We start from the raw sequence: 26,479 nt of genomic DNA, 5'->3' as shown, positions 1-26,479 counted from the left end.
ACAACTAATTTTATTATAAGGTTTAAATCAATTAAAAATACTTTTTTATTTGTTAGCAAATCACAGTGATAATTTTTTGAGATAAGAAGCAGCAAGTTAGATAAATTAAAATAGATTAACGGCATGTAAAAACATAATAATACAGAAAAATGTAATAATTGTTGCCATTAGGTTTAGCTCATTTTTATTGCAAAATAATGATATAAAAAACCAAACTATAATACCTGAGGCAATTCCTGTAGATATAGATGATGCTAGAGTCATCATGATAATAGTAAAGAAAGCGGGTGTTGCTTGTATAAAGTCAGACCAGTTTACCTTTGAAACTTGTTGCATCATCATGATCCCAATTAATACAAGTGCTGGAGAAATTACCTCTATTGGTATTGAGCTTATGAGAGGTGATAAGAATAAGAATGGTAAGAACATTAATCCAGCAAAGATAGCAGCTAGTCCAGTTCTTCCTCCTTGAGAAATACCAACACCTGACTCGACTACTACTGTAGATGGACTTGAGCCAATTATTCCTGAAATAGTGGCTGTGATTGAATCTGCTAAAAATGTTCTTTTAAGCATTTTGTCATTTAGATTATGGGGTTTTTTCATTTCAGCATAAAGGCTTGATATGGATCCGGTGCCATCAAATAAACTAAGAAAGCAGAATGTAAAAATAGTTGGTAAGATACTAAATTTAAGCCCGCCAAAAAAGTCTATCTGCCCAAGCAGTGAAAAGTCAGGCATTGAAATAATATTGCTTGGTAACTTAATTACCGTATCAACTGATAGTAAATTAAGTGGGAAAGAAATAACGTAGCCAAAAATTATTACTATGATTACAGGCGCTGGGATTTTTTTGATAAATAAAACAATTAAAGAAATTAAGCAGATTAAGAATAAAGTATTGTGAATGTTTAGATGAGCAAGGCTTAACATCTCGGTATTTGTGGTTATTAAGCCGCCATTGATTAGTCCTATATAGGCAACAAATAAACCAATACCTGCACCGAGAGATTGTTTTATGGATTTGGGCAAGCTAAGCATTATTTTTGTTCGGATATTTAAAATTACCAAGAGGCTGAAAATGATTCCTGACCAAAAAGTTGAGCCTAAAACAGTTTGCCATGGGAGATGATAAATTTTAACTGCAGTGTATGAAAAAAATATGTTCATTCCCATTCCTGGAGCTATTATAAAAGGATTGCGAGCAAATAGGCCCATCATTAGTGTTCCTATAGCAGATATTAAAACCGTACTGGTTACTAGTGCATTACTGGGCATTCCAGCAGCAGCTAGAATTTTGGGATTTACAATTATAATGTATGAAATTGCTAAAAAAGAGGCAAATCCGGCAAGGAACTCTTTTCTTATTGATGAACTGTTTGCTTTTAAGTCAAAAAAGGTTTCTATTTGATTAAACATTTAGTTATATAGAAGTCACTGAAAAGTTATATTCTAGTTATAAGAGATTAAAAAGTCCATTTTATTTATTTTATTTTTATGCTGATATTTTTTGCTATGAAGACTATGTTTAATTATTTTTTGGTAAAATTGACGCTTTAATAGAGTTGATTAGGTTGATTACTTATATATTTTGGTTTTGAGTGTTTATATACCCTCCTGGGACTGATTTAACTAAAGATTTAAGTTCTAGTTCAAATAAAATTTCTGCTACTTTTGGGTATGCTAATTTTGATTCAAATATGATTTTATCTAGCGTGGTTAGTTCTTTTTTAATTAAGTTTAGAATTAATTGTTCGTTCTTATTGAGAAATAATGGTTGTTTGGTCTGTATATTAGTGTTACTAGTTATGGTTTGTTGTGAAGTTTTAATGTCTATTTCTTCAAGTATATCATCGATTCCATTAACAAGTTTAGCCCCTTGTTTTATTAATTCGTTACACCCTTGGCTAGTTTTACTAAAAATACTGCCAGGGATTGCAAAAACTTCTTTATTTTGCTCTAAAGCTAATTGAGCAGTTATTAATGAACCACTTTTGTTGGCAGCTTCAATGATAATTACACCTTTAGATAAGCCACTTATTATACGATTCCGTTGTGGGAAATTGTGCCTAAGAGGCTTGGTTCCTAAAGCTAATTCAGAGACTATTAAGCAGTTATTTTGTAATATTTTATTACAAAGTTCTCTATTTGAATCAGGATATATTATATCTACCCCAGTCCCGACAACAGCTATTGTTTTGAGGTTGTTTTCCAGTGCAAATTTATGAGCTAAAGTATCAATACCATAGGCAAGTCCACTTGTTATAACTAGATCATAGTTTTTGAGTTCTTTACATAATTTTTCAGTTGTATTTTTGCCGTAGGTAGAGTGATTGCGAGCACCAATGATAGCTAATTGAGATTTTTTAAGTAAATTAATATTGCCTGAGCAATATAATACAAAAGGAGGGTTAGAAAGTTGTTTTAAACTGTTAGGATAATCATGATCATAAAAAGTTACTATGTGATTTGTTGTTTGCTCTAGCCAATTATCGACTTTTTCTAAATAATTTGTATACTTTTTTTGTTTAAGGAATTCTATAGTTTCTTTACGTAGTGCGAGCGTCTGAATATATTTTTCAGGTGAGTTTACGATATCATTCAAACAAATATTATATTTGATTACTTTCAAAAAACGGCTATTAGCAAAATAAGGTGTACAAGATAGTATTATCAAATTTTTAGTTCTATTAGTCATTTTATATAAGAGTCGTTGCCATGGAGTTAGAGGTGATTTCTTGGAGTGAGTTCAAAATAAGTAATATTGAGTAATGGTCTGATAAACGGTAAACAAAACCATAACCTATAAATTTGGGAGGCACAGGAAAACCATCAACTCTTGATTCAGGCTCATATAAAATCATTTCAGCCCCTACTTTGAGGCCATCTGTAGTTCCTTTGTTTAACAAAATATTATCGTAAGTCGATGAGAATGAGTTTGTATTCATTACATCTTCAAGTACGTTTGCAGTTATTTTGCTTTTCATTATAAAGGTTTGTTCAGGTAGTTTCTGCAAGGCTATATCATTAGGTATAACATAGTCACCAACAGCAGCTTCACGGGACAAATTTACAATAGTTAGAGCTGTAATATCCTTGTATGAATACTCATATCTTGCGCTACCTAGTTTGTATAGTTTTTTATCTTCATTAAAAGAAGATATTTGCTGTGGTTCTGAAATAATGATGAAATTACTTTTATTTTCTTTAGGGGTGTAAGCTTTATTAGCAAAAATTTTAAAGTTAGAGGCAAGCACTGGTCTTTTTTCATTTGAATCATATATTCTAGCAATATCTTGGAGCTGATTGCTATTGAGCAGATAAACATTTGAAAAGAATTTAGTATAGTTGTTTGGGTTAACAGTTGATAACTCTTGCTTTATAGTATCAATTTGTTCTAATATCCTACTTTTTAGTGTTATTTCGACTCTTTGATTTAGGGCTCTATTAGTACTTGAATTATTTGGAGCAATTGGGTCCTGGTATCCTAAAGCTTGAATTGTAATGTTATCAGGTTCTATTCCTTTCTTTATCAAGTATTCTCTAACACTGATAGCCCTGTTTTTAGATAATCTAAGATCACTGTCGGTTAGTAGCGATTTATCTGAAATAAGCTTTGAATCTATTTTTCCAGCATAGCCTTTGATAGTGAAATCATTAGTATTACTTAATTTTAAATATGAATAAAGCTTATATAGTACTGCTTTTGCTTGATTGTTTAAAGTGAAGCTACCTGATTCGAATTTGATATTTGCTTCTATCAAATCTGGGCCCTCGTGTTCTTGTATGCAAATAAATGATTTGTCATTTTGGAGCAAGTTTGTAGAGCAAGGAGGTAGAGTAGGAAAAGATAATGGCTTTTCTCCTTTGTTATCTGAAGGATTAGAGTTTAATGTATCACATCCTGATATTAGTATTACTAGTGGCACTAGTAGAATAGATTGTAAAATTTTTTTCATAGTTATTTAGTGGGTTTGATACCTTAATCAAGATTTTACTACAAAGTTTTTATTGTGAATAGTGTTTGCATTGGCTAATCTTGATTTAGCATAAATAGCACAGCTCATTTTCATAAACAACAGATGATTAAAATCCTTAAATATGGTATCTTGGAAAACAAAATAGATACGAAGATAAAACATGAAAATTACATCAGATAGTTTTGTAAAAATGCACTTTAAGTTTAGACTTAAGGATGGCACTATTGCGGAAGATACAGAAAATTATAATAGGGCATTTATATTTCAAATGGGGCAGGGATGTTTTACAGATAAGGTTGAAGATGAGCTTATAGGTTCATCTGTCGGTGATAGCAAGAGGGTGGTTTTAATGCCAGAAGAAGCTTTTGGAGAAAAACATCCTGCAAGTATTTATTCTGTACCTAAATATAGATTTCCAAAAGATATGGAATTAGAAGAGGGCCTTATAGTTTCATTTAGTCAAAAAGACGGCTCTAAGCTTCCTGGACTTATCACTGAGATTAATGAGAAAGATGTGACAGTTGATTTTAATCACCCATTATCCGGTCAGATAATTGTTTTTGAAGCTAAAATAATGGATATTTCAGATCAAGAGGGTAAATTAAATGAAGATATTGCTAGCTAATCCAAGAGGTTTCTGTGCTGGAGTTAGTAGGGCTATTGAAACAGTAGAGAAAGTTTTGGAGGTTGAAAAATCTCCTGTGTATGTGCGGCATGAGGTGGTGCATAATAAAGTAGTAGTAGATTCTCTTAAGAAAAAAGGGGTAGTATTTGTAAAAGAGGTTGATGAAGTTCCTGATGATGCTGTATGTATTTTTAGTGCCCATGGAGTATCTTTAAAGGTTGAAGAAATAGCTGCTGATAAAAATCTTGTGTTATATGATGCTACATGCCCACTAGTTACAAAAGTTCATCGTGGTGTGAGATTGGCTAGTAATAATGATGCTGAATGTGTGCTTATAGGCCATAAAGGTCACCCTGAAGTGCAAGGGACTATGGGTCAATACCGTAGTGAAAAAGGTGCTATATATTTGGTTGAGAGTGAGAGTGATGTCGCTAATTTAAGGGTTAATTGCCCAGATAATTTTTATTATGCAACTCAGACAACCTTATCTGTAGATGAGACTCAAGGAATAATTACAGCATTAAAAGATAAATATCCTGCTATTAAAGGCCCTAAAAAAGAAGATATCTGCTATGCAACTCAAAATCGTCAAACAGCGATAAAGTCGATGCTTAATTATATTGATGTATTAGTTGTTGTCGGTTCACAAAATAGTTCTAATTCAAATAGACTGAAAGAGTTAGCGACTATAGCTGGTGTGGATTCATATTTGGTCGACAATATTTTAGATATAGATCAATCATGGTTTGAGAGTAAGAAAACTTGTGGAGTAAGTGCTGGAGCTTCTGCACCAGAATATCTTGTGCAACAAATAATAGCTAAAATATCTAAAGTTTGTGAAGAAGAAGTCTTTGTGGAGGAATTTGAGGGGATAAAAGAAGAAATCTATTTTCCCTTACCAAGACTTCTAAAACAAAAGATTATTAAAAAAAAGGTTAATTAAGTAATGCAAAGATCTATTCGTGGAGCTACAACTATTATAAGTGATACGCCAGAAAAGGTTATCAATGCAACAAAAGAGCTTATACAGCTGGTTTTGAAATACAATAATGTAAATGAGAATGATATTGTAAATATTATGTTTACAGTTACAGCAGATATTAAATCAGAGTTTCCGGCGGTGGCAGCTAGGGAGTTGGGTTTAATAGATGTTCCTTTGATAGATTGTCAACAGATGGTGTGTGACAGAGCTTTAAAACTTTGTATTAGAATGATGTTGACATATAATACTAGCAAAAGTCAAAAAGATATTAAACATGTGTATTTGCATGGTGCGAAGACATTAAGACCAGATTTAATAGAAAAATAAAAGGTGTGTTATGTGGTTATTAGAAAATATAGATATGAAAAAATCTAAATATATACTTCCTAGTTTGTTTACAAGTGCAAGCCTATTATTTGCGTTTTTAGCTATTATTGCTGCTTTTCAAAGTAACTTTGTATCTTGTGCTGTTTATATGCTGTTATCAGGATTTGCAGATGCTTTTGATGGGAAAGTTGCTAGGTACACACATACCCAAACTGAGTTTGGAGCAGCATTAGATAGTTTGGCGGATGTTGTATCTTTTGGAGCTACACCAGCTTTGGTGATGTATTTTTGGACATTGCATAATATTGGTGCTTTGGGGGCTGTAATATCTTTTTTATACTTACTTGCGGTGGCTTTAAGATTGGCTAAGTTTGATACTATGTCTTTAAAAGGTGATAGTGATTCCAAGATTAAAGAGCGAAGATTGTATTTTTATGGTATGCCATGCCCAGCTGGTGCAGTAGCCATTTCTGGCCTTATATGGTTAGGTCAGAAGACATTTGTTGGGAATTATGCTTTTATAACCGTAACATTAACAGCTTTTACTGCTTTATATTTAGCATTTATGATGGTTAGTGATATTAAATTTAGAAGCTTTAAAGATAGTGATGGGCAAGGTAATATTAGTAAATTATATGTAATCTGTTTTATGCTAATTATTTTGATGCTTTTTACAATGCCAGAAAAGTTACTTTATCTAATTATGATGGGATATGCACTATCAGGGCCAATCTCGCACTATAAATGTAAAAAAAATATTAAAAATAATGATTTGAATGGTAGCTCAAGTGTCGATGGAAAACATATTGTTGAAGCAGAAAAATAGCTTATAATTATTCTCGAATTGTAAAGGCGCTACTAGAAGGATTTCCTTGTTCAGCCTCTATTGCAGCGGCAACACCTCCAGGTTGTTGAAGTGGACCAGCTTCATTTGAATTTCTGGCTTGTGTTGGTGGCGGTGCGACATAACCAAAAGAATCTCCCTGAGAATTTGTACATGATATCAAAGCTGTAGCCACCATAGCTAAAATTAAAAAAAACATTTTTTTCATTTAGTTATACCTTATAAAAGTTACTCTATATTCTTAATAATAGCAGATTTCTAGCTAATTTAGAGCCAATAATGGTTTATAATTTTTAATTGTTTTAGTACAATGATTAGAGTATTCGTAGAAATAAAAAATATAAATTTTTTGGATTAATAATTATGGATAATTCTATTTCTTTAGTGCAGCTAATATGGCATGCTAATTTCATCGTTCAATTTATTATGTTAGCACTAGTTGCTATGTCAGTTTATTCTTGGGCTATTATGCTTGAAGTCAATGGACGTGTTAAAAAATATCGCAATGAACAAGCTCAGTTTGATAAATTATTTTGGGCAGGACATCATATACAAAAATTATATGATTATTATTTGCAGCATAAAGAAAATATATTTGGTAAATCAATAATATTCTGTTCTGCATTAAGAGAGTTTAATAATCTTAAAGATACAGGGATTTTAAAAGGAGAGACGATCTTGGAGGGTATGGAAAGAACAGTAAGCATTGCTATATCCCAAGAAGCAAAAGAGTTGGATAAAAAATTGCCTGCTTTAGGAACTATAGGTGCTGTTGCTCCATATATTGGACTTGTCGGAACTGTATGGGGTATTATGTCTTCTTTTAATACGCTTGGTGGAGTTGAGCAAGCAACTATTTCTGTTGTAGCTCCACATATTGCTGAAGCGTTAATCGCTACAGCATTAGGTCTTTTTGTTGCTATACCTGCAGTGATTGGGCATAGTAGATTATCCAATCAAGTTGATGATGTGTTATCAGGATATGAGTCTTTTCAAGATGATTTATGCATCTTATTATTAAAAGAAGCTCATAAAGATGAGATATCAAATCAAAACCAAGAAAACTTTTAGGAAAGGCTCTTGATATGAAGAGGAATAATAAAAGATTTTTTAGAAAAAAACGCCCAATGGTAGAGATCAACGTAGTGCCATATATTGATGTGATGCTTGTACTTTTGGTCATATTTATGATTACTACTCCAATTTTAACCCAAGGTGTTAAAGTAGATCTTCCTAAAGCACAGTCAGAAAAAATCCCGTCAAATGATAGTAAACCTATTGTTGTAACAGTTAATAAACAGGGTGAATACTTTGTTAACCAGGGAGTTAGTAATACTAAAGTAGCATTAAGCTCAGGAGCTCTAGCAAATGCAGTTGTAAATTTATCTCAACAAAACCCTGGGAAACCTGTTTATGTAAGAGGGGATAGTAGTGCTAGCTATGGTGAGGTGGTAAAAGCAATGGCTCTTATACAGAGGGCTGGGGTTGATAAAGTGGGGTTAGTCACAGAAGATGGCAAATCTTAATTATCAAAAGTATTTAAAATACTGTAAAAAGCAAATAGATCAAAATCCATTTGTAGTTAAAGCTATATTTATCCATATTGTTATCGTTGTAGTTTTATATATTTTGTCTATTATAAGTATTTCTAGGTTTGAATCTAGCCAAAATACTTTACATGCTCAAGTTTCAAATTTACCCAAAAAAATTCAAGTGATTCAGGCTACCTCTATAAGTAGTAGTAATTTAAATAAGCAGATTTCAGCTTATGAAAACCATCAACAAGAGTTGAAGCAAACTCAGCAAGATGTTAAAGAGGCTAAAGAGCGAGCATTTATAAAGCATAAGCAAATAATGAAGCAAAAAGCCAAAGCTGCACGAGAAGCAGAGATTGCGGCTAAGAAGAAAGCTGATCTTGAGGAAAAACTTATAGAGCAAGCAAAAGAGCGTAAAGCTGAGCAAGAAAAGCAAGCTAAGTTAGAACAGCAAAAAGCAGCAAAAGAAGAAGTTAAACGAAAGCTTGAAGCTGAACAAAAAGCTAAAAAAGAAGCTGAACAAAAAGCACGACGAGAAAGATTAGCTAAAGCAAAAGCTGAAGCTGAGGTAGCAGCTAGAAAACAAATAGAACAAAATCAGGCGCAGTCTGCAATTTCTAGTTATATCTCTGAATATCAGGATAGAGTTGGTGCAAATTGGATCAAAGATTCATGTCGAGGGATATATGATTTGCCCAGAGCTATTATTAGAGATGGGCAATTTATTAAGTTGACGGGAACATCTGGTAATTATAGATGCGATCAAGCTTTAATCGATGCAATCAAAAATACTACGCCACCAGTAATCTCAAATAATGTGGCCAAAAGAACGATACAAACAGAAAACGTGAGTTTTATTTTTAAACAAAGTTGATGAGGAATAATATGAAAAAAATTATAATGAGTTTTTCAGTGTTAATTTTTTTGGTATCTAATATTTATGCCGATCTAGTTGCAGAAGTTACTAAAGGTGTTATTCAAAAGCCTTTAGTATCAGTGATGAGTAATGATATAGTAGATGATTTTCCTCAAAATGTTGATTCTATAATAGTTGCAGACCTTAATCATAATGCCAGATTACAAGGTAATAATACTATAAAATATGAAGTTAATCAGAAGCAGAATATTCCATGGGAGAAACTAAAGGCTGACTATGTTGTTTTAACAAAATATACAAAAAATTCGTATAACAATTATAGTATAGAAGTTCAGTTACTTAAACGTAATGATACAGCCTATATTCAGTCTGTTACATATAAAAATATTAATATTTCTCTTATGAGAGCCCTCGGCCATAAAATTTCTGATTATATTTATACTAAGCTTACAGGAGAAAAGAGTTTCTTTTTATCAAAACTTGCATATGTGAAAGTAAGTAACCCATATGCAAGATATGGTAGAGTTTATCAACTGATCATTGCTGATTATGATGGATTTAATAAGCATGTGGTGCTTAGGCAGACAGATAATCCAATAGCGACTCCGTCATGGTCAAAAGATGGTAGATATATTGTTTATTCAAGCTATAGTGGTGGAGGTATGGGAGTATATGAGTTAGAAATAGGTACAGGTAAAGTTACACGTATTACTAACTATAAAGGCATAAATAGTTCTCCATCATTTTCACCTGATGGTAATGAAATAGCATTAGCTTTATCCAAAGGGTATTCTGACCAGACAAATATTTATATTATGAATTTGGTAACTAAAGCACTAAAAAGAATAACTATAAATGGTATAAATACCGCTCCGAGATTTTCGCCAAATGGTAATAGTGTTGTATTTACCTCTGATAGGGGTGGTAGGCCTAATATATATATTGCACCAGTTAATTCAAAATATCCCCAATCGTCTAGATTAAGTAGCAAAATTTATCAAGGATATGAGCCAAATTATACACCTGATGGCAAAGATATTGTATTTATGTATCAAGGGTCGCGTTCAAGTGGGATTCAAATAGCAGATTTTAATTTGTCTAACGGCGATATAACGATTCTGACAAAAGGTAAATCTGATAGTTCACCGACAGTATCACCTAATGGGAGTATGATAGCTTATATATCTACAAACTCTAGAGGTTATAGCTCGTTAGATATGATATCATTAAATGGTGATAATCATTTTAATATAGAGGCCGCTAATAATGGCAATATACTTATTCAATCGCCAAGCTGGTCTCCTAAAAACTTCTAAGGAGCTATTATGCAAGCTATGTTTAAGTTTTATATTATTGCTTTTGTTGTGCTATTTGTAACTGGCTGTGCATGGTATAAAGGACCTGATTTACAGTCAAATGCTAATGCTAGTTTAGATGGTAGTTCTCTTAATGAGACAAGTGGACCAGGGTTTGTTAGCACACTTAAATCTGGAGAAGACTATGGAAGTAGTTATACAGGTTATGCTGATAATGGCGGTAATTATGATGTTTCCGGTTTTGATAATGTTACTTAAATATAGTAGGAGTACAAATGATGAAAAAAAATCTTTTAGGATTAGCGATGCTAAGTTCTATGCTTATGTTGGCAAGCTGTTCTAGTACTAGACCAGATAATAGTGATCTAATTAAAGATAAATATGCCGGGGTTGATAGTTCACAAGCTTTGGAAATGTCATCTCAGATTTATGGATCAGATAACATGAGTTCAGATCAAGTTGAAAAGATGAAGAAGGAACTTATGAATGTTAATTGTAGGTCTGTATATTTTGGGTTTGATAGTGATAATATTACAGATGATGCTAAACAATGTCTTGATCAAACAGCTGATTATTTAATTGCTCATCCTGAGCAACCTATTAAACTATCTGGTAATACAGATCCTAGAGGTAGTGAGAAATATAACTTTAATCTTGGACAGAAGCGTGCAGAGGCTGTATATAATTATTTATTAGGAAAAGATGTTAAACAAGATCAGATATGTGTAGTTAGTTATGGTAAGTTGAAACCCGCTTCTGAGCCAACACAATTTTATGATGAATTTTGTACAGATGGTGTTAATGATGCATGTATGTATAAAGCATCAGAAAAAGCTTATTATTTAGATAGAAGAACAGATCTTGATTTTGGTGTTAAATGTGATGAAAGTGACTCTTCAGGTCAAATGTAATTTTATCTTTAGCTGTTTTTTCTTATTTAATTAATCTAAAATGATCGCATAATTTCTTATTTAAATTAAATAATATGGTTAAAATCCCCAAAATTGGTTTTGTGAGTCTTGGTTGTCCTAAAAATCTTGTTGATTCTGAACGTATAATAACTAAGCTAAAAGCCGAAGGTTATGATTTGGTTGATAGCTATAATAATGCTGATATGGTTATAGTTAACACTTGTGGCTTTCTAAATTCTGCAATAGAGGAGTCTTTACAAGCAATTGGTGAAGCTATTGCTGAGAACGGTAAGGTCTTGGTAACTGGTTGCTTGGGTAATAAAGTAGGCCTTATAAAAGAAAAGTATCCACAAGTATTAAGTATCACAGGGCCGCAAGATTATAAAAATTTAATTGAAGCTGTACACACACATGCTCCGATTTTTGCTAATGATTTTGTATCTTTAGTACCACCACAAGGAATCAAGCTTACTCCTAGACATTATTCATATCTAAAAATATCCGAAGGGTGTAATAACACTTGTACTTTTTGTATCATTCCTGACATACGTGGTAAATTGAAAAGTCGTTCAATTGATAATATAATGCGTGAAGCAGAAAAGCTTAAGGCTGCCGGGGTTAAAGAGTTACTTGTGATTTCTCAAGATACATCAGCTTATGGTGTTGATATTAAATATAAATCTGGAATCTGGAATGATAAGCAGTATCAAAGTAATATTTTAGATCTTTCCAGTGCTCTTGGTGATTTAGATATGTGGACAAGATTGCATTATGTATACCCATACCCACATGTTGATAAAATAGTTCCACTAATGGCCCAGGGTAAAATTTTGCCATACCTTGATGTGCCGTTGCAGCATTCGTCACCAGAGGTTTTAAAAAGAATGAAGCGTCCGGCTCATACTCAAAAAACTCTTGATAGAATAAATAAATGGCGTGATATATGTCCAGATATAGCTATTCGTAGTACTTTTATTGTTGGTTTTCCAGGTGAAACAGAAGAAGATTTTGAACATTTATTGGATTTTGCTGATAAGGCTAGGCTTGATAGAGTAGGATGTTTTAAATATTCTGAAGTAGAAGGAGCTAGGGCAAATGACTTTGATAGTTTAATTTCAGAAGAGATTAAACAACAAAGGCTTGATGAATTCATGGAGCTACAAGCTCAAATAAGTGCTGATAAGTTAGAAAGTTTTATAGGCACTAAACAACAGGTTATTATTGATTCTATTAATAATGATGAGAATTATGCCATTGGGCGTACCAGATATGATGCACCAGAGGTTGATGGTCAGGTGGTTATTGGAGATGCTCTTGAAAGAGGATTGCAAGTGGGTGAGTTTACTAATGTTGAGATCACAGACTCTACTGAATATGATCTTATAGCTGATTAGCTTTATTATTTTTGCTCAGCAAGTTTTGCGTTGATCTTATTGAGTATTATAGTTGCATTAGCTTTGCTATCATCTTTAATATAGATTGCGGATTCATTACTATTATTTTTAGCAGATTGCACTACTATATTTATAGACTGGCCATTTATAGACGTTGCTTTTATTTCAGATTTTTCTTGATCAACTGTTTGCTCAGTAGTTGCGTACTTATTTTCTTTTAAAACTTCTTGAGCAGCTGAAAATACGGCATCTCTTGTCTTTGAATAAGCATTATAGGCATCAGGCTCTTTCATCCACTTATATGCTAGAGTACCAACAGCGACACTGGCTAATGCTAACCCAGTTACAGCAACGGCCTCAGCTGTACATGAAGAGATCGCTAAAGAGCTGGCTAGTAATGTAGCAATGGTTAGAATTTTCTTTTTTTTCATAGCTTTATCCTTGTTATATATTAAAAATAAACAATTAGAACATAAATTCATTATATCAAGCTAAAATAATAATCCTAGTTAAATTATACTTTTTTATTGACAAAAAGGTATAATTTAGAATATAATGTCTAAAAAATAGAATTAAATAAAAAATATGAGGTTTGAATTAGAGGCTTATGTTGGTGTGGCTGAAGCTATAAGTAAGCTCTTAAGTCCTTTTGCTGAGGTTGTTATTCATGATCTAAATAAAAATAAAATAGAAATGATAATTAATTCATTATCTAAAAGAGAAGCTGGCGATTCATCATATTTAGATCATATTGATACAATAATATATGATGAGGTTTCTAACGTAATAGGGCCTTATGATAAATTGAATTATGATGGTCGAAAAATGAAATGTATTATCACTGTAATTAGAGATAATGATAATAATGCAATAGGTGGCTTATGTATAAATTTAGATGTATCTGTATTTGATAAATATCAAAACCTAATAAATATATTTCTAACAAATAATGATCTCAAGATGTCAGAGCAGAAGCAAAGTTTGTTTAGAGATACTTTGTATGAAAAAATAAATAAATTTGTACAAAAATATTGTATAAAGATGAGTTTGTCTGTAGATCATTTAACACGAGATCAGAAGAAAAATTTGATTCTGGAGCTAAAAAAAGAAGGGGCTTTGGATGGTAAAAATGCTAGTCAATATATTGCCAGAGCGCTAGGTATTAGTCGAGCTACTGTCTATAACTATCTTAAATAAATCTAATAAAAGGAAAAAATATGTTATTAATATTAGGAGCCATTGTGGGCTTTTTTGCTAGTTTTATCTCTACACTTTTAGGAGGTGGGGCTGGGCTGATAGCGACCCCTGCTTTTTATTATATTATACTGCATGTGTATGGGGTAAATTCTGCAATGCAAATAGCATTAGCTACATGTTGTGGTATGTCTATATGTTTGAGTATAATTGCAACATATAAGCATTATCGAAAGGGTAATATCCAATTTGGGGAACTAAAATATTACTTAATTATCTTGGCTGTAGGAGCTATCATAGGTGGCTTGATCGTTAAGCATATAGATGCAGTATTATTAAAACACATATTTTCAATAATACTGGTATTAAGTGGTATCTGGATGATCTTACATAATGATAGTAAAATCGTTAAGTTATCAAGAAAAGTGGCGTATCCAATATGTGGAGCTTGCGGGGTTTTAAGCATATTAGCAACTTCAACAACATTCGTGACAATGTTTTTTATAAAAACAGGTGTTGATATAAAAAAGGCTATTTCAATAGCTAGTGTATGTGTGGTAATTAGCTCAAGTATTGCTACGGTGATGTTAGTGTATGGAATAAGTATTGATGTACCAAATACATATGGTTATTTAAGTATGCCATTACTCTTATCAGCTATACCATTTTCAGTTATTGGTAGTTTGTTAGCAGTTAAATACCTCGGAATAATATCTCCTAGATTACTAAAGCTTTTATTTATAGCATTAATGTTTATATCTGCAGTGGTAATGTTTCTATAAGTTTTGCAAAATTTTTTTTATAAAATAATAGTTGAATATAGTTAATCCGATAGTTATTTGACAATAATGTTATAATATTTAGAAAAAATGTCATCATATAGCCAAGATTTCAGAGATATCGTAATAACTAAATATAAAGAAGGCCTAACAGACAAAGAGCTAAGTAATTTTTTTAATATAGATATCCGTACTACTAGATCTTGGATAAACTTATACGAGACAACTGGTGATTATAAATCTAAGCAAGGCTTGGGTTGCGGTAGAGTAGCAACCTTTACAGATAAGGAAGCGATAGAAAGCTACTTAAGAACATATCCAGATGCAATGGCTTTAGATATTAGAGAAGCATTAGCTCCTGAAATACCTAGAAGCACATTTTATGATTGTCTTACCAGACTTGGTTTTAGTTTTAAAAAAAGACACCTAAATATAAGCAAAGAAAAGAACAAGATAGGCAAAGTTTTATAGAGGTTGTTGAGACTATTGAACCTAACAAACTTGTATATTTAGATGAAATGGGTATGGATAATAAACAGTCTGTACTAAGAGGATGGTCTCTTGTTGGTAAACCTAGCTATGGTGAAGTTATTGCTTATCAAACTCAGAGAAAAAGTATAGTTGCTGGTTATAACTATTTAGAAAAGAAGATTATAGCACCGCTAGAGTATACTGGATATACAGATACTCAAATTTTTAATCAGTGGTTTGAAGAGCATTTATGTCCTGAGTTAATTCCAAAGACTACTGTTGTTATGGATAATGCTAGTTTTCATAAGTCTCCTAAATTGGCTAAAATAGCAGAGAAGTTTGATATACAGATACTATACCTTCCTGCTTATTCTCCTGATTTAAATCCTATAGAAAAAATTTGGGCCAATTTTAAAAGAATTTTAAGAAAAGTAAATAATTCTTTTGATAATTTATCTGATGCTATTACTCACGTCTTTAGCACAATATTATCAGATTAACTATAACTAAGTATAGCTGGAATAAGCTATCTAGAAGTTATAATAATTTAAAGTGTTATATCTGTAAAAAAATGATTTTTTAATGTATACTTTGTATTTCTTTGGAGAGGTGGCCGAGTGGTTGAAGGCGCACGCCTGGAAAGCGTGTATAGCTTAACAGCTATCGAGAGTTCGAATCTCTTCCTCTCCGCCAGTTTTTAATTCTCGAAAAATTTTGAGCTAATTGAAAAAAATAGGGTCTATTTCAGAACTTTTACCATTATTAATCATGAAAAAATAGACTACTTTTTTCTTTAATTGTTTTGCTAAACCTCTATGAACTCTAATCCTATTTTTAAGGTCAGAAAATTTACTACCATCAAGATGGTTTGTAGTATTTGTGATAGATAAACTAGGAAGATTTTTATAAGTAAATAAGTAGTCCAAATTAGAGCATAAACTAGCATAAGCAGCTCTCAGTTTGTAGTGAGTATAAATAGCTTCTCCAGTATCATAATTTATAGTCATTTCATTTAAGAAATCTTCATATTCTGTATACCATTCTTGCAGTTTATTTTTAAATCTAGTTTCTGTTGTTTTGGTAAGTCTATCAAGTATTTTTGTAATTCTATGCTAGCTTCTAACTTTGGATTTTTAGTAATGTATCTATCTACTATTTTCTTTTGATGAAAATAACGCATTTGTATTGGATAGCCTTTAAACACTGTATTTAAGCCTCTCTTGCCATCAATAGCTACTGCATTAACTGTGTAGCCTAATTGATATAGTTAATCTGATAATATTGTGCTAAAGACGTGAGTAATAGCATCAGATAAATTATCAAAAGAATTATTTACTTTTCTTAAAATTCTTTTAAAATTGGCCCAAATTTTTTCTATAGGATTTAAATCAGGAGAATAAGCAGGAAGGTATAGTATCTGTATATCAAACTTCTCTGCTATTTTAGCCAATTTAGGAGACTTATGAAAACTAGCATTATCCATAACAACAGTAGTCTTTGGAATTAACTCAGGACATAAATGCTCTTCAAACCACTGATTAAAAATTTGAGTATCTGTATATCCAGTATACTCTAGCGGTGCTATAATCTTCTTTTCTAAATAGTTATAACCAGCAACTATACTTTTTCTCTGAGTTTGATAAGCAATAACTTCACCATAGCTAGGTTTACCAACAAGAGACCATCCTCTTAGTACAGACTGTTTATTATCCATACCCATTTCATCTAAATATACAAGTTTGTTAGGTTCAATAGTCTCAACAACCTCTATAAAACTTTGCCTATCTTGTTCTTTTCTTTGCTTATATTTAGGTGTCTTTTTTTAAAACTAAAACCAAGTCTGGTAAGACAATCATAAAATGTGCTTCTAGGTATTTCAGGAGCTAATGCTTCTCTAATATCTAAAGCCATTGCATCTGGATATGTTCTTAAGTAGCTTTCTATCGCTTCCTTATCTGTAAAGGTTGCTACTCTACCGCAACCCAAGCCTTGCTTAGATTTATAATCACCAGTTGTCTCGTATAAGTTTATCCAAGATCTAGTAGTACGGATATCTATATTAAAAAAATTACTTAGCTCTTTGTCTGTTAGGCCTTCTTTATATTTAGTTATTACGATATCTCTGAAATCTTGGCTATATGATGACATTTTTTCTAAATATTATAACATTATTGTCAAATAACTATCGGATTAACTATAACAACTCTTGCAACATTTTCTTGTAGTATTTAGATTTCTCTGAGTCTAAATGCCTCCACAGTAAAACTTCATTTTCTATTGAATCAACTTTTATATATAGCAATTTTATATTCTCTTTAGAATTACTCACATTAATTTCGAACTTATTACTACTAAAATCAATCTTTCTAACTTCTAAAAACATCTAACTTTGCTAATCCATAAATACCTAGATAACCATTGCCTAGCCTTGCTGGTGCGAGGAGTAAAATAAGCTCATTGTTGATATTTTATCTTTGATACCTTTTGCAACTGATTACACCAAAACAGTTTGCCAATAACCATATAAAATCAAGGTTTTGCCTATGAGTTCCACCGTGATTTGATATGTTTTGTAATTGGCGTCCTTCAAGTTGTTGTAACAGTAAAACAAAAGGAAGATAAAATGACTAACAACTACGAGCCTAAAATTTATATCGCATGTCTAGCAAGCTATAACAATGGTATCTTATACGATAAATGGATTGACGCAAACCAAGATGCTAGTGATTTAGAAGAAGAAATCTCAGAGATTTTAGCTGGTTCACCAATGGCTGATGCAGAAGAATGGGTTATACATGACTATGATGATTTTGATGACTTGAGATTATCAGAGTATGAAAGCTTAGAGATTATTTCTCAAGTAGCTGAAAATATAGTAGAACATGGTGAGCTTTTCATAGAAACTTATAACTATACAAATAGCATTGATGAAACTATAGAGATGCTAAATGATCGTTTCATTGGCTACTATGACTCAATTGTAGACTATGCAGAAGAAACTACTGATATTTCAACAGTACCGCAACATTTACAATACTATATCGACTTTGAATCTCTAGCTCGTGATATTGAGCTATCAGGCAAAATCAACACTTTTAAAGTTGATAATCAAACTGCTGTATTTATATAAAAAACTTTTCTTTCTTCATTTTTAAAACGTACATTCTTTTACTTACTTTTTTTGGTAAAATTTAACTATAAATATTTAATTTTTTATCCTAATGGCAAAAGCACCGAAAACAACTACACAATCTATAGAAGTTACTTTATGGAAAGCAGCAGATAAGCTTAGAAAAAACATTGATGCAGCAGAATATAAACATGTGGTACTTGGCTTAGTATTTTTAAAATATATATCTGATAGCTTTGAAGAGAGATATGAGCAACTTCAATCAGAAGAGTGGGCAGATCCAGAAGATAAAGATGAATACCTAGAAGATAATATATTCTTTGTGCCACAAACCGCGAGATGGTCTAGTTTGCTAGCTAATGCAAAACTACCAAATATCGGTAAGTTAGTAGATGATGCTATGGAAGAAATAGAGCGAGAGAATCCATCTCTAAAAGGTGTGCTACCAAAGGTTTATTCAAAGGATAATTTAGGTTCTGCAATACTTGGTGAGCTTATAGATGAGATTGGTAATATATCAATCGGTGATGCAAAAAGTCGTAGTGCGGATGTGTTAGGTCATGTGTTTGAGTATTTCTTGGGTGAGTTTGCACTAGCAGAGGGTAAACAGGGTGGACAGTTCTATACGCCAAAGTCAGTAGTTGAACTGATGGTCAGGATGCTTGAACCATACAAGGGTAGGGTATTTGATCCGTGTTGTGGTAGTGGAGGTATGTTTGTCCAGTCTGAGAAATTTATCACAGAGCATCAGGGTAAAATCAACGATATTTCTATATATGGTCAGGAGTCAAACCAAACTACTTGGCGACTATGTAAGATGAACCTTGCTATTCGTGGTATAGATAGTTCTCAAGTGAAATGGAATTCAGAGGGTTCTTTTTTAAACAATGCTCATAAAGATTTAAAAGCAGATTATATAATCGCAAACCCACCGTTTAATGTCAGTGATTGGAGTGGTGAGCTTCTTAGGAATGATGCTAGGTGGCAATACGGCACACCTCCAGTAGGTAATGCAAATTATGGTTGGATACAGCATTTCTTGTATCACTTAGCACCGACAGGCACAGCAGGGTTTGTATTAGCAAAGGGTGCTTTGACTTCTAACACTTCTGGTGAGGGTGATATTCGTAAGGCTCTTATAGATACTAATCTTGTTGATTGTGTGGTGAATCTACCAGCAAAATTATTTTTAAATACACAGATACCAGCTAGTATTTGGTTTATGAAGCGAGGTCGTACTACAAAAGATATACTCTTTATAGATGCTAGAAATAAAGGTCATCTAATAAACCGTAGAACAAAAGAGTTTAGTGAAGAAGAAAATCAAGAAATAGCTAATACTTATCATAATTGGAAAACAAAATCTCCTAAATATGAAGACATCAAAGGCTTCTGTAAATCTGCAAGTTATGATGAAGTAGCAGAGCTAAACTATGTACTAACACCTGGTAGATATGTTGGTTTAGAAGAGGTGGAAGATGATTTTGACTTTACAGAAAGATTTACTAGCTTAAAAACTCAATTAGCAGAGCAAATGGCTCAAGAAGAAGAGCTAAACAAGCGAATAATGGATAATCTGGCTAATATAAAAATGGATAGTCATTCTGAACTTGATTCAGAATCTCTTGATTAACATGAGATTTGATTTATGAGTGATATAGTTATTTATGAAGATGGAAATATAGAGTTAAAAACTACTGTAGAAAATGAAAGTATTTGGCTGAGTCAAAAACAGATAGCAGAGCTTTTTGATGTTCAAAGACCAGCAATTACAAAGCATCTAAGTAATATATTTAAAAGTAATGAGCTTGATGAAAATGTGGTATGTTCCATTTTGGAACACACCACCAAACATGGTGCAATACAGGGCAAACAGCAATCTCAAAAAACAAAGATTTACAACCTTGATGCGATTATATCTATTGGCTATAGAGTAAATAGTAAAAAAGCTACACAGTTTCGTATATGGGCAACTAAAGTTTTAAAAGAGTATTTAATACAAGGCTATGCACTCAACAAAGACAAACTACAACATAAAAAACTAGCAGAGTTAGACCAAACTATACAGCTTATAAGACAAAGTTTAGATAATAGAGAGCTAAGCACCGTCGAGGCAAAAGGTTTTGTTGAGATAATCAGTAGCTATGCTAAAAGTTGGGCACTACTGCAAGGGTATGATGACCAAAGCTTAGAAGAGATAACTCAAACTAAAGAATCAAAATTCATTCTTGATTATGATGAGGCGAAAGAGGCTATAGCAGAGCTAAAAAATACTCTAATTGACAAAGGTGAAGCAACAGAACTTTTTGGGCAAGAAAAAGCAGGCGAGCTAAAGGGAAATCTACGCAATATCTACCAAAGTTTTGGAGGTGTCGATTTGTTACCATCACTTGAGAGTAAGGCTGCTAATCTACTATACTACATCATCAAAGGACATCCGTTTAATGATGGTAATAAGCGAATAGGTGCATATCTGTTTGTATTGTTTTTACATAAAAATGGCATACTCAATAAACCAAATGGAGAAGCTAAAATAAACGACAATACGCTAGTATCTGTAGCTCTACTTGTAGCACAATCAAACCCAGATCAAAAAGAAATAATAATTAAATTGGTGATGAATATGTTATATGAGGGCAATGCTAATGAGTAATACAGAATTACCAGAAGGCTGGAAAGAATTAGAAATTAATGAAATCGTTGATATAGCTAATACTCGGCTTGATGCCATTAAAAGAGCACCAATTGTAGAATTGGATACTGGTATTAAGTGCATTAGAATCCAAGATATATCACAAAATAAAAAGTTTAAAGATTGGGGATTTACACAGGTTGAAGCAAAGAATTTTAACAAATTTCAGCTTAAAAAAAACGATATTGTAATTGCCAGAACAGGAGCAACAATTGGTGTAAATAGGTTTATTTATTCAGATTTAAGGTCTGTATTTAATAATGGATTAATTAGGATTAGAACTAATCGTGATTATTCTATACCTAAATTCCTATATTATTCTTTTAGAACAGATAATTTCAAAAGCTTTATAGAGTCAATTTCTGGAGGAACTTCATCTCAACCCAATATGCAAATTAAGGTCTTATTAAGCTATGCAATAAACCTCCCACCACTAGCCGAACAGAAAGCCATAGCCGAAGTGCTATCTAGCCTTGATGACAAAATCAACCTTTTACACCAACAAAACCAAACCCTGGAAGATATGGCTCAAACTCTATTTAGAGAGTGGTTTATTGAAAAGGCTGATGAGGGATGGGAGGAAGTTAAGCTTGGAAATTTAATAGAGCCAAAAAAAGGTAAAAATATAACTAAAAAGCAAGCAAAAGGTGGTGATTATCCAGTTGTGGCTGGTGGTTTAGAGCCATCTTGCTATCATGATGACTTTAACACTAAAAGTCCTGTTGTAACTATTAGTGCATCAGGTGCTAATGCTGGATATGTAAGATTATATTTGTCAGAAGTTTGGTCTTCTGACTCATCTTTTATTGATAGTACGATTACAGATTATGTTTACTTTTTTTATATTTTTTTGAAAATTAATCAACAAATCTTATTTGATAATCAAACAGGTAGTGCTCAACCTCATATTTACCCAGCTCAAATTATGGATTTAGATTTATTGAAACCACCTAAAAATTTAATGCTAAAATTTGAAAATATTGTAAAAGATATATTTTCTAAAATAGATACAAACCAAAAACAAATAAAATCACTAGAACAGACTAGAGATACTTTGTTGCCTAAGTTGATGAGCGGTGAGGTTAGGGTGTGAAGTTTAAAAAAATAAAAATACGGCTACGACCGTAGTATCCATAGACAGGTTATTAAATAATAGAAATAAGAAGGTATTGAGCATGTTAGATGTATTAATAGTGTTGTTAAATTTAATTACAAACGGCACAAAAGAGCAAGAAATGTATGATATAGTTAATCCGATAGTTATTTGACAATAATGTTATAATATTTAGAAAAAATGTCATCATATAGCCAAGATTTCAGAGATATCGTAATAACTAAATATAAAGAAGGCCTAACAGACAAAGAGCTAAGTAATTTTTTTAATATAGATATCCGTACTACTAGATCTTGGATAAACTTATACGAGACAACTGGTGATTATAAATCTAAGCAAGGCTTGGGTTGCGGTAGAGTAGCAACCTTTACAGATAAGGAAGCGATAGAAAGCTACTTAAGAACATATCCAGATGCAATGGCTTTAGATATTAGAGAAGCATTAGCTCCTGAAATACCTAGAAGCACATTTTATGATTGTCTTACCAGACTTGGTTTTAGTTTTAAAAAAAGACACCTAAATATAAGCAAAGAAAAGAACAAGATAGGCAAAGTTTTATAGAGGTTGTTGAGACTATTGAACCTAACAAACTTGTATATTTAGATGAAATGGGTATGGATAATAAACAGTCTGTACTAAGAGGATGGTCTCTTGTTGGTAAACCTAGCTATGGTGAAGTTATTGCTTATCAAACTCAGAGAAAAAGTATAGTTGCTGGTTATAACTATTTAGAAAAGAAGATTATAGCACCGCTAGAGTATACTGGATATACAGATACTCAAATTTTTAATCAGTGGTTTGAAGAGCATTTATGTCCTGAGTTAATTCCAAAGACTACTGTTGTTATGGATAATGCTAGTTTTCATAAGTCTCCTAAATTGGCTAAAATAGCAGAGAAGTTTGATATACAGATACTATACCTTCCTGCTTATTCTCCTGATTTAAATCCTATAGAAAAAATTTGGGCCAATTTTAAAAGAATTTTAAGAAAAGTAAATAATTCTTTTGATAATTTATCTGATGCTATTACTCACGTCTTTAGCACAATATTATCAGATTAACTATATTTTGGCTCTATTAGACTAATTACACATACATAGTTTAAATATTATAGTAATTTGTTAGAGAAATAGCATTTAAAAAATGTACAAAAAATAAAACTTTTTGTTACCTATGTGTTACCTGAGTAAGTTTTAAGGGTAAATTTTATTGTGAATATAATCTTCTGTAAAGTATTATATTTAAAGGGAAATCTTTGTGGTAGCTATGAGTGGACTTGAACCACCGACCCCAGCATTATGAATGCTGTGCTCTAACCAACTGAGCTACATAGCCACAAGAATGTAGAATATTATATTTAAATTATACTTTTTGTCAATGTTATTTATCTAAGATATTAAAAAAATATATCGATAAACTTTATTGCTTGCTAAAAGGGTTGATTTTGTAGTACGATAGTAGCTAAATATATAAATAGCTAAAAGCTTTATAAACAAATATATAAAAAATGTCTGACGGTAGAAACAAATTAAATGACTTTTCCTTGTTGCAGTCTCTATTAGGTGGCTCCTCTAAGATCGAAGAAAAAACTTCTAGAATGAAGCAAGCTAGGGATAAAAATATCACTAGAAATAAATCTAATCCTAATCCAAGCAGGGCGCCATCTCAAGCTAAGGTTGAAGATAGAGATACGTCTTTTATCCGCATCCCTCAGTATGGACATAGGATAAATAACAAGATTGTTGATGAGTTGCAAAACCCTCAATTAGAAGCCACCCAAGAAATTGTAGTTAATGTGGATGTTGAAAAAGAGAGACAAAAAGAAGAAGCTAAATTATTTAAATGGTTGTGTAAACGTTTCCCTAGATGTTTTGATCCAATGAATAAGAAACCTCTTAAAGTAGGCATAAGTGAAGAGATAGAAATCATATATCAAAATGAACATTTTGCTCCTGCAGATAAGCAAATACTTAGAAATGTATTACGTCGTTATGTTGGAGATACTCGTTACCATAAGGCGGTGTTTGAGCTTAAACAGCGTTTTAATCTTCAAGGACAACCGGTTGAAGACTATGCTCCTGAGCATATCGATTATTCTAAGAGACGTTTAGATGAGATAGCAGAAAAGGCTGAGTTTAGGGCTAAAGGACTTACAATGAAAGATTATTATGACTATAAAAAGCAGCAAGCAGAGGAAAAAGTCGATACTGAAGAATAAATCTGTTTATTTATAGCTAATTTTAGCCATTAAATATCTTACTATAAATTATTGCGTATTATAGTCTTAAGGTTTATTCTTTTGGTATGATATGGAGCATCTATCCTTATAATATGAATTTTCAAATAAAAAAAATATTACTTCTTATATTTAGTACTTTAGTACTAGCTAGCTGTGCGACACAACCACAAACAGCTCAAAATTTACCTTTGATTGAGCATAGCTATTCAAAATCAAAAAAAATAGCATATAACCGTTTTGGTTTTGATTTTGATAATACTCCAGTTGGGCTATTAAATATTTTAAGTAAAGAGCCGACAAAATTTAAAGTTAATATATATATTGGCGATAACCAAAATTGTAAGTTTAGCTATACAAAAGATCCTCATGGTACAAAAGCTGAATTAACAAAAACTGGATCTTTTACTGCATATTTGTCAGGTAGAAATATTTTATTAAACCTTGGTTGTCAAGGAGCTAAATCTAATATTGATTATAAAATCATAGCTTATGCTAATGGTATAGAATATGACCGAATCGGTAATTTATCATATTTAGTTGCTAGAGGATTGCTCTAAGGTTATTTTCTCCAGAACTCTGGCATAAAGATTACTAGAAGGGTAAATATTTCTAAACGGCCAGCTACCATGGCAAAATTGCATATCCACAACGCTTCATTTGGAAGGTTTTTAAAGTTTGAGCCTATAGCACCTAGTCCTGGCCCAACATTGGACAAGGTTGTTGTAATAGTAGAAAAAGCTGTAGGAATATCTAAACCACATCCAAGTAAAGCTAGCCAACCAATAGCAAATATTATGATATAAACAGAAATAAATCCAGACACTCGATTAAGGGCTTGTTCTGAAATGTGGACATCACCAAGCTTAACAGTAAATATACCTTGAGGATGGATAACTCTTTTGGCTTCTAGCATAGCTTTTTCTTTAAATAAAATTGCTCGAATCATTTTTAAGCCACCTGCTGTAGAGCCACCACAACCACCAATAATTGCTATAAACATCAGCATTATAGGTAAAAAACTTGGCCATAGATAGTAGTTATTATCAGAAATGAAACCCGCACTAGAGCTAATAGATACTACTTGAAAAATGCTATTTGAAACTATAGAGAATACATTTGTAAGATCGTCTGTATGAGCAATTATGGTGATACTAACAATCATTGATGTAAAAAAAAGAAAGTAAAAGTATGCTTTAAATTCAACATTTTTTAAGTAATGACTAATTTTGAGTTTTGATAAAGCTATGTAGTGGGCTTTAAAACTAGTTGCTCCTAAGAATAAAAATATTCCGCAGACCAAGAGCACGCCAAAAGATTTATCAGACATGCTGGCATCAGAAGGGGCAAAGCCTCCAGTTGAAACAGTTGAAAAGGTATAGCATATGGCATCAAAAGGTCCCATTCCGACAAGTAAATATGATATAAAGCATAAAAACGTAAGTAGGAGGTATACCATCCATAGGGCTTTTGCAGTACTTGATATTTTTGGTGCTATCTTATCATCTTTCAATTGACCTGATACTTCAGCTTTATATAATTGCATACCACCTACTCCTAATAGAGGGAGGATAGCTACAGATAATACGATAATACCCATACCACCAAAAAATTGTGTCTGTTGGCGATAGAATAGGATACTGTTAGGTAGTTTATCGAGCCCTTCGATGACAGTACCACCGGTTGTGGTAAATCCAGATATTGATTCAAACACAGCATGCGTAAAAGATAAGTTTAATCCTGGGAATGTCATATATGGTATAGCCCCAAATATAGTTACAAAAGCCCAAACCAATGTAACTATGAGAAAACCATCTCTATTAGATAGTTTTTTGTCAGATTTTCGTGCGATAAACCATAATAAAAATCCAGATGCAAATGTTACTCCGAAACTTAGTATAAAAGGATATGTGTTAGTTCCATCATAAACATAATTTATGATTAAAGGAGTAAGCATAGTTAGGCTTAAAAACATTAAAAAAACACCAATTATTTTTGGCTTCTGGCTTAACCTCATTTGCTAATACTTAAAAGCTTTATTTTTATGGGTGACTTTGATTTCTAGTTTAGTA

The 26,479-nt window shown here is 32.3% G+C and carries 29 protein-coding genes and 2 tRNA genes; 22 read left to right on the top strand and 9 right to left on the bottom strand.

Translation table 11 applies throughout. The annotated features are described in order from the left end of the window. Window positions 1-105 precede the first annotated feature (105 nt). The 3 genes from ACR0PV_RS09230 to ACR0PV_RS09220 all read right to left on the bottom strand — a co-directional run bounded on the left by ACR0PV_RS09230 (window position 106) and on the right by ACR0PV_RS09220 (window position 3,959). Window positions 106-1,419 (bottom strand): NCS2 family permease, encoded by a 1,314-nt coding sequence (locus tag ACR0PV_RS09230; RefSeq protein ID WP_488172798.1) that lies wholly within the window; start codon window positions 1,417-1,419, stop codon window positions 106-108. Between the two features lie 163 nt (window positions 1,420-1,582). Next, window positions 1,583-2,632: a DNA-processing protein DprA gene (dprA, locus tag ACR0PV_RS09225; protein WP_488172797.1), complete on the bottom strand. Its 1,050-nt coding sequence runs from the start codon at window positions 2,630-2,632 to the stop codon at window positions 1,583-1,585. Window positions 2,633-2,699: 67 nt separating this feature from the next. Further along, on the bottom strand, window positions 2,700-3,959 hold the full coding sequence (locus tag ACR0PV_RS09220; protein ID WP_488172796.1) for an OmpA family protein: 1,260 nt from the start codon (window positions 3,957-3,959) through the stop codon (window positions 2,700-2,702). Window positions 3,960-4,140: 181 nt separating this feature from the next. Here ACR0PV_RS09220 and fkpB point away from each other — a divergent pair, with 181 nt between their 5' ends. From fkpB to ACR0PV_RS09200, 4 genes are read left to right on the top strand one after another with little or no spacing between them, the layout of a single operon-like run. Then, window positions 4,141-4,605, top strand: coding sequence for an FKBP-type peptidyl-prolyl cis-trans isomerase (gene fkpB / locus ACR0PV_RS09215; RefSeq protein WP_488172795.1), 465 nt, complete (start codon window positions 4,141-4,143; stop codon window positions 4,603-4,605). Then, entirely contained in the window at window positions 4,586-5,548 is a 963-nt protein-coding gene (gene ispH, locus ACR0PV_RS09210; protein ID WP_488172794.1) for a 4-hydroxy-3-methylbut-2-enyl diphosphate reductase, read from the top strand. Before fkpB ends, ispH begins: the two co-directional genes overlap by 20 nt. 3 nt (window positions 5,549-5,551) lie before the next feature. Beyond that, on the top strand, window positions 5,552-5,914 hold the full coding sequence (gene aroH, locus ACR0PV_RS09205; protein ID WP_488172793.1) for a chorismate mutase: 363 nt from the start codon (window positions 5,552-5,554) through the stop codon (window positions 5,912-5,914). 10 nt (window positions 5,915-5,924) lie between these two features. Beyond that, window positions 5,925-6,740, top strand: coding sequence for a CDP-alcohol phosphatidyltransferase family protein (locus tag ACR0PV_RS09200; protein WP_488172792.1), 816 nt, complete (start codon window positions 5,925-5,927; stop codon window positions 6,738-6,740). 7 nt (window positions 6,741-6,747) lie between these two features. Here the strand turns inward: ACR0PV_RS09200 and ACR0PV_RS09195 are convergent, their stop codons facing one another. Further along, window positions 6,748-6,966: a hypothetical protein gene (locus ACR0PV_RS09195; protein ID WP_488172791.1), complete on the bottom strand. Its 219-nt coding sequence runs from the start codon at window positions 6,964-6,966 to the stop codon at window positions 6,748-6,750. Between the two features lie 155 nt (window positions 6,967-7,121). Between ACR0PV_RS09195 and tolQ the strand changes: the two genes are divergently transcribed. The 7 genes from tolQ to rimO all read left to right on the top strand — a co-directional run bounded on the left by tolQ (window position 7,122) and on the right by rimO (window position 12,791). Beyond that, complete coding sequence (gene tolQ, locus ACR0PV_RS09190; protein WP_488172790.1) at window positions 7,122-7,829, top strand: protein TolQ; 708 nt, start codon at window positions 7,122-7,124, stop codon at window positions 7,827-7,829. A 14-nt stretch (window positions 7,830-7,843) separates the two neighbouring features. Next, window positions 7,844-8,284, top strand: coding sequence for a protein TolR (gene tolR / locus ACR0PV_RS09185; RefSeq protein ID WP_488172789.1), 441 nt, complete (start codon window positions 7,844-7,846; stop codon window positions 8,282-8,284). Continuing rightward, window positions 8,271-9,167, top strand: coding sequence for a cell envelope integrity TolA family protein (locus ACR0PV_RS09180; protein WP_488172788.1), 897 nt, complete (start codon window positions 8,271-8,273; stop codon window positions 9,165-9,167). The genes tolR and ACR0PV_RS09180 overlap by 14 nt, the downstream gene beginning before the upstream one ends. Window positions 9,168-9,178: 11 nt before the next feature. Beyond that, window positions 9,179-10,486, top strand: coding sequence for a translocation protein TolB (locus ACR0PV_RS09175; protein WP_488172787.1), 1,308 nt, complete (start codon window positions 9,179-9,181; stop codon window positions 10,484-10,486). A 9-nt stretch (window positions 10,487-10,495) separates the two neighbouring features. Next, window positions 10,496-10,744 carry a hypothetical protein gene (locus tag ACR0PV_RS09170; RefSeq protein ID WP_488172786.1) on the top strand — a complete coding sequence of 83 codons (249 nt, stop codon included), beginning with the start codon at window positions 10,496-10,498 and terminating at the stop codon, window positions 10,742-10,744. Between the two features lie 17 nt (window positions 10,745-10,761). Continuing rightward, window positions 10,762-11,397: an OmpA family protein gene (locus tag ACR0PV_RS09165; RefSeq protein WP_488172785.1), complete on the top strand. Its 636-nt coding sequence runs from the start codon at window positions 10,762-10,764 to the stop codon at window positions 11,395-11,397. Window positions 11,398-11,471: 74 nt separating this feature from the next. After that, window positions 11,472-12,791: a 30S ribosomal protein S12 methylthiotransferase RimO gene (gene rimO, locus ACR0PV_RS09160; RefSeq protein WP_488172784.1), complete on the top strand. Its 1,320-nt coding sequence runs from the start codon at window positions 11,472-11,474 to the stop codon at window positions 12,789-12,791. A gap of 5 nt (window positions 12,792-12,796) precedes the next feature. Here rimO and ACR0PV_RS09155 read toward each other — a convergent pair whose 3' ends face one another. Continuing rightward, window positions 12,797-13,222, bottom strand: a complete 426-nt coding sequence (locus ACR0PV_RS09155; RefSeq protein WP_488172783.1) for a DUF3568 family protein — start codon at window positions 13,220-13,222, stop codon at window positions 12,797-12,799. A 154-nt stretch (window positions 13,223-13,376) separates the two neighbouring features. On the opposite strand from ACR0PV_RS09155, the gene ACR0PV_RS09150 reads away from it, so the two are divergent. The 4 genes from ACR0PV_RS09150 to ACR0PV_RS09135 all read left to right on the top strand — a co-directional run bounded on the left by ACR0PV_RS09150 (window position 13,377) and on the right by ACR0PV_RS09135 (window position 15,928). Then, complete coding sequence (locus ACR0PV_RS09150; RefSeq protein WP_488172782.1) at window positions 13,377-13,988, top strand: helix-turn-helix transcriptional regulator; 612 nt, start codon at window positions 13,377-13,379, stop codon at window positions 13,986-13,988. A 20-nt stretch (window positions 13,989-14,008) separates the two neighbouring features. Next, a complete protein-coding gene (locus tag ACR0PV_RS09145; protein WP_488172781.1) occupies window positions 14,009-14,767 on the top strand; it encodes a sulfite exporter TauE/SafE family protein in 759 nt (252 codons plus the stop codon). Between the two features lie 87 nt (window positions 14,768-14,854). After that, window positions 14,855-15,735, top strand: a protein-coding gene (locus tag ACR0PV_RS09140; RefSeq protein WP_488172194.1) for an IS630 family transposase whose coding sequence is annotated in 2 segments (ribosomal slippage) — window positions 14,855-15,179 and window positions 15,179-15,735 — 882 coding nt in all. Because the reading frame shifts where the segments join, the coding sequence is not laid out codon by codon here. 103 nt (window positions 15,736-15,838) lie between these two features. Further along, a tRNA-Ser gene (locus ACR0PV_RS09135) sits at window positions 15,839-15,928 on the top strand. A 26-nt stretch (window positions 15,929-15,954) separates the two neighbouring features. Here ACR0PV_RS09135 and ACR0PV_RS09130 read toward each other — a convergent pair. Together ACR0PV_RS09130 and ACR0PV_RS09125 are read right to left on the bottom strand one after the other, a co-directional pair. Further along, window positions 15,955-16,242, bottom strand: a complete 288-nt coding sequence (locus ACR0PV_RS09130; RefSeq protein ID WP_488172780.1) for a hypothetical protein — start codon at window positions 16,240-16,242, stop codon at window positions 15,955-15,957. Window positions 16,243-16,502: 260 nt separating this feature from the next. Further along, window positions 16,503-17,383 (bottom strand): IS630 family transposase gene (locus ACR0PV_RS09125; protein WP_488172194.1). Its coding sequence is split into 2 segments (ribosomal slippage): window positions 16,503-17,059 and window positions 17,059-17,383, totalling 882 coding nucleotides; the frame shifts between segments, so codons are not numbered across the junction. A 475-nt stretch (window positions 17,384-17,858) separates the two neighbouring features. Here ACR0PV_RS09125 and ACR0PV_RS09120 point away from each other — a divergent pair. The 5 genes from ACR0PV_RS09120 to ACR0PV_RS09100 all read left to right on the top strand — a co-directional run bounded on the left by ACR0PV_RS09120 (window position 17,859) and on the right by ACR0PV_RS09100 (window position 23,232). After that, a complete protein-coding gene (locus tag ACR0PV_RS09120; protein WP_488172779.1) occupies window positions 17,859-18,365 on the top strand; it encodes an antirestriction protein ArdA in 507 nt (168 codons plus the stop codon). A 91-nt stretch (window positions 18,366-18,456) separates the two neighbouring features. After that, window positions 18,457-19,998: a type I restriction-modification system subunit M gene (locus ACR0PV_RS09115; protein WP_488172778.1), complete on the top strand. Its 1,542-nt coding sequence runs from the start codon at window positions 18,457-18,459 to the stop codon at window positions 19,996-19,998. A gap of 15 nt (window positions 19,999-20,013) precedes the next feature. Next, window positions 20,014-21,018 (top strand): virulence RhuM family protein/type II toxin-antitoxin system death-on-curing family toxin, encoded by a 1,005-nt coding sequence (locus tag ACR0PV_RS09110; RefSeq protein WP_488172777.1) that lies wholly within the window; start codon window positions 20,014-20,016, stop codon window positions 21,016-21,018. Next, complete coding sequence (locus tag ACR0PV_RS09105; protein ID WP_488172776.1) at window positions 21,011-22,150, top strand: restriction endonuclease subunit S; 1,140 nt, start codon at window positions 21,011-21,013, stop codon at window positions 22,148-22,150. Before ACR0PV_RS09110 ends, ACR0PV_RS09105 begins: the two co-directional genes overlap by 8 nt. A gap of 201 nt (window positions 22,151-22,351) precedes the next feature. Further along, a protein-coding gene (locus tag ACR0PV_RS09100; RefSeq protein WP_488172194.1) for an IS630 family transposase occupies window positions 22,352-23,232 on the top strand; the annotation gives its coding sequence in 2 pieces (ribosomal slippage) (window positions 22,352-22,676 and window positions 22,676-23,232; 882 coding nt in all). Window positions 23,233-23,429: 197 nt separating this feature from the next. On the opposite strand, the gene ACR0PV_RS09095 is transcribed toward ACR0PV_RS09100, so the two are convergent. Continuing rightward, a tRNA-Met gene (locus ACR0PV_RS09095) sits at window positions 23,430-23,506 on the bottom strand. A gap of 172 nt (window positions 23,507-23,678) precedes the next feature. On the opposite strand from ACR0PV_RS09095, the gene ACR0PV_RS09090 reads away from it, so the two are divergent. Both ACR0PV_RS09090 and ACR0PV_RS09085 read left to right on the top strand, forming a co-directional pair. After that, window positions 23,679-24,389, top strand: coding sequence for a ProQ/FINO family protein (locus tag ACR0PV_RS09090; RefSeq protein ID WP_488172775.1), 711 nt, complete (start codon window positions 23,679-23,681; stop codon window positions 24,387-24,389). A 113-nt stretch (window positions 24,390-24,502) separates the two neighbouring features. Continuing rightward, window positions 24,503-24,967 carry an FTL_1709 family lipoprotein gene (locus tag ACR0PV_RS09085; protein WP_488172774.1) on the top strand — a complete coding sequence of 155 codons (465 nt, stop codon included), beginning with the start codon at window positions 24,503-24,505 and terminating at the stop codon, window positions 24,965-24,967. A gap of 2 nt (window positions 24,968-24,969) precedes the next feature. On the opposite strand, the gene ACR0PV_RS09080 is transcribed toward ACR0PV_RS09085, so the two are convergent. Then, on the bottom strand, window positions 24,970-26,424 hold the full coding sequence (locus ACR0PV_RS09080) for a potassium transporter TrkG (RefSeq protein ID WP_488172773.1): 1,455 nt from the start codon (window positions 26,422-26,424) through the stop codon (window positions 24,970-24,972). Window positions 26,425-26,479: the final 55 nt, after the last annotated feature.

This window comes from Francisella sp. AG1 (genome assembly GCF_057683165.1).
The sequence above is the reverse complement of the archived record's forward strand: the minus strand, read 5'-3'. Positions and strand labels throughout refer to the sequence as shown.

Bases quoted from the DNA above. Each gene is read 5' to 3' on its own strand.
- ACR0PV_RS09230 (WP_488172798.1), bottom strand. From the start codon at position 1,419: ATGTTTAATCAAATAGAAACCTTTTTTGACTTAAAAGCAAACAGTTCA.
- ACR0PV_RS09220 (WP_488172796.1), bottom strand. From the start codon at position 3,959: ATGAAAAAAATTTTACAATCTATTCTACTAGTGCCACTAGTAATACTA.
- fkpB (WP_488172795.1), top strand. From the start codon at position 4,141: ATGAAAATTACATCAGATAGTTTTGTAAAAATGCACTTTAAGTTTAGA.
- ispH (WP_488172794.1), top strand. From the start codon at position 4,586: ATGAAGATATTGCTAGCTAATCCAAGAGGTTTCTGTGCTGGAGTTAGT.
- aroH (WP_488172793.1), top strand. From the start codon at position 5,552: ATGCAAAGATCTATTCGTGGAGCTACAACTATTATAAGTGATACGCCA.
- ACR0PV_RS09200 (WP_488172792.1), top strand. From the start codon at position 5,925: ATGTGGTTATTAGAAAATATAGATATGAAAAAATCTAAATATATACTT.
- ACR0PV_RS09195 (WP_488172791.1), bottom strand. From the start codon at position 6,966: ATGAAAAAAATGTTTTTTTTAATTTTAGCTATGGTGGCTACAGCTTTG.
- tolQ (WP_488172790.1), top strand. From the start codon at position 7,122: ATGGATAATTCTATTTCTTTAGTGCAGCTAATATGGCATGCTAATTTC.
- tolR (WP_488172789.1), top strand. From the start codon at position 7,844: ATGAAGAGGAATAATAAAAGATTTTTTAGAAAAAAACGCCCAATGGTA.
- ACR0PV_RS09180 (WP_488172788.1), top strand. From the start codon at position 8,271: ATGGCAAATCTTAATTATCAAAAGTATTTAAAATACTGTAAAAAGCAA.
- ACR0PV_RS09175 (WP_488172787.1), top strand. From the start codon at position 9,179: ATGAAAAAAATTATAATGAGTTTTTCAGTGTTAATTTTTTTGGTATCT.
- ACR0PV_RS09170 (WP_488172786.1), top strand. From the start codon at position 10,496: ATGCAAGCTATGTTTAAGTTTTATATTATTGCTTTTGTTGTGCTATTT.
- ACR0PV_RS09165 (WP_488172785.1), top strand. From the start codon at position 10,762: ATGATGAAAAAAAATCTTTTAGGATTAGCGATGCTAAGTTCTATGCTT.
- rimO (WP_488172784.1), top strand. From the start codon at position 11,472: ATGGTTAAAATCCCCAAAATTGGTTTTGTGAGTCTTGGTTGTCCTAAA.
- ACR0PV_RS09155 (WP_488172783.1), bottom strand. From the start codon at position 13,222: ATGAAAAAAAAGAAAATTCTAACCATTGCTACATTACTAGCCAGCTCT.
- ACR0PV_RS09150 (WP_488172782.1), top strand. From the start codon at position 13,377: ATGAGGTTTGAATTAGAGGCTTATGTTGGTGTGGCTGAAGCTATAAGT.
- ACR0PV_RS09145 (WP_488172781.1), top strand. From the start codon at position 14,009: ATGTTATTAATATTAGGAGCCATTGTGGGCTTTTTTGCTAGTTTTATC.
- ACR0PV_RS09130 (WP_488172780.1), bottom strand. From the start codon at position 16,242: ATGACTATAAATTATGATACTGGAGAAGCTATTTATACTCACTACAAA.
- ACR0PV_RS09120 (WP_488172779.1), top strand. From the start codon at position 17,859: ATGACTAACAACTACGAGCCTAAAATTTATATCGCATGTCTAGCAAGC.
- ACR0PV_RS09115 (WP_488172778.1), top strand. From the start codon at position 18,457: ATGGCAAAAGCACCGAAAACAACTACACAATCTATAGAAGTTACTTTA.
- ACR0PV_RS09110 (WP_488172777.1), top strand. From the start codon at position 20,014: ATGAGTGATATAGTTATTTATGAAGATGGAAATATAGAGTTAAAAACT.
- ACR0PV_RS09105 (WP_488172776.1), top strand. From the start codon at position 21,011: ATGAGTAATACAGAATTACCAGAAGGCTGGAAAGAATTAGAAATTAAT.
- ACR0PV_RS09090 (WP_488172775.1), top strand. From the start codon at position 23,679: ATGTCTGACGGTAGAAACAAATTAAATGACTTTTCCTTGTTGCAGTCT.
- ACR0PV_RS09085 (WP_488172774.1), top strand. From the start codon at position 24,503: ATGAATTTTCAAATAAAAAAAATATTACTTCTTATATTTAGTACTTTA.
- ACR0PV_RS09080 (WP_488172773.1), bottom strand. From the start codon at position 26,424: ATGAGGTTAAGCCAGAAGCCAAAAATAATTGGTGTTTTTTTAATGTTT.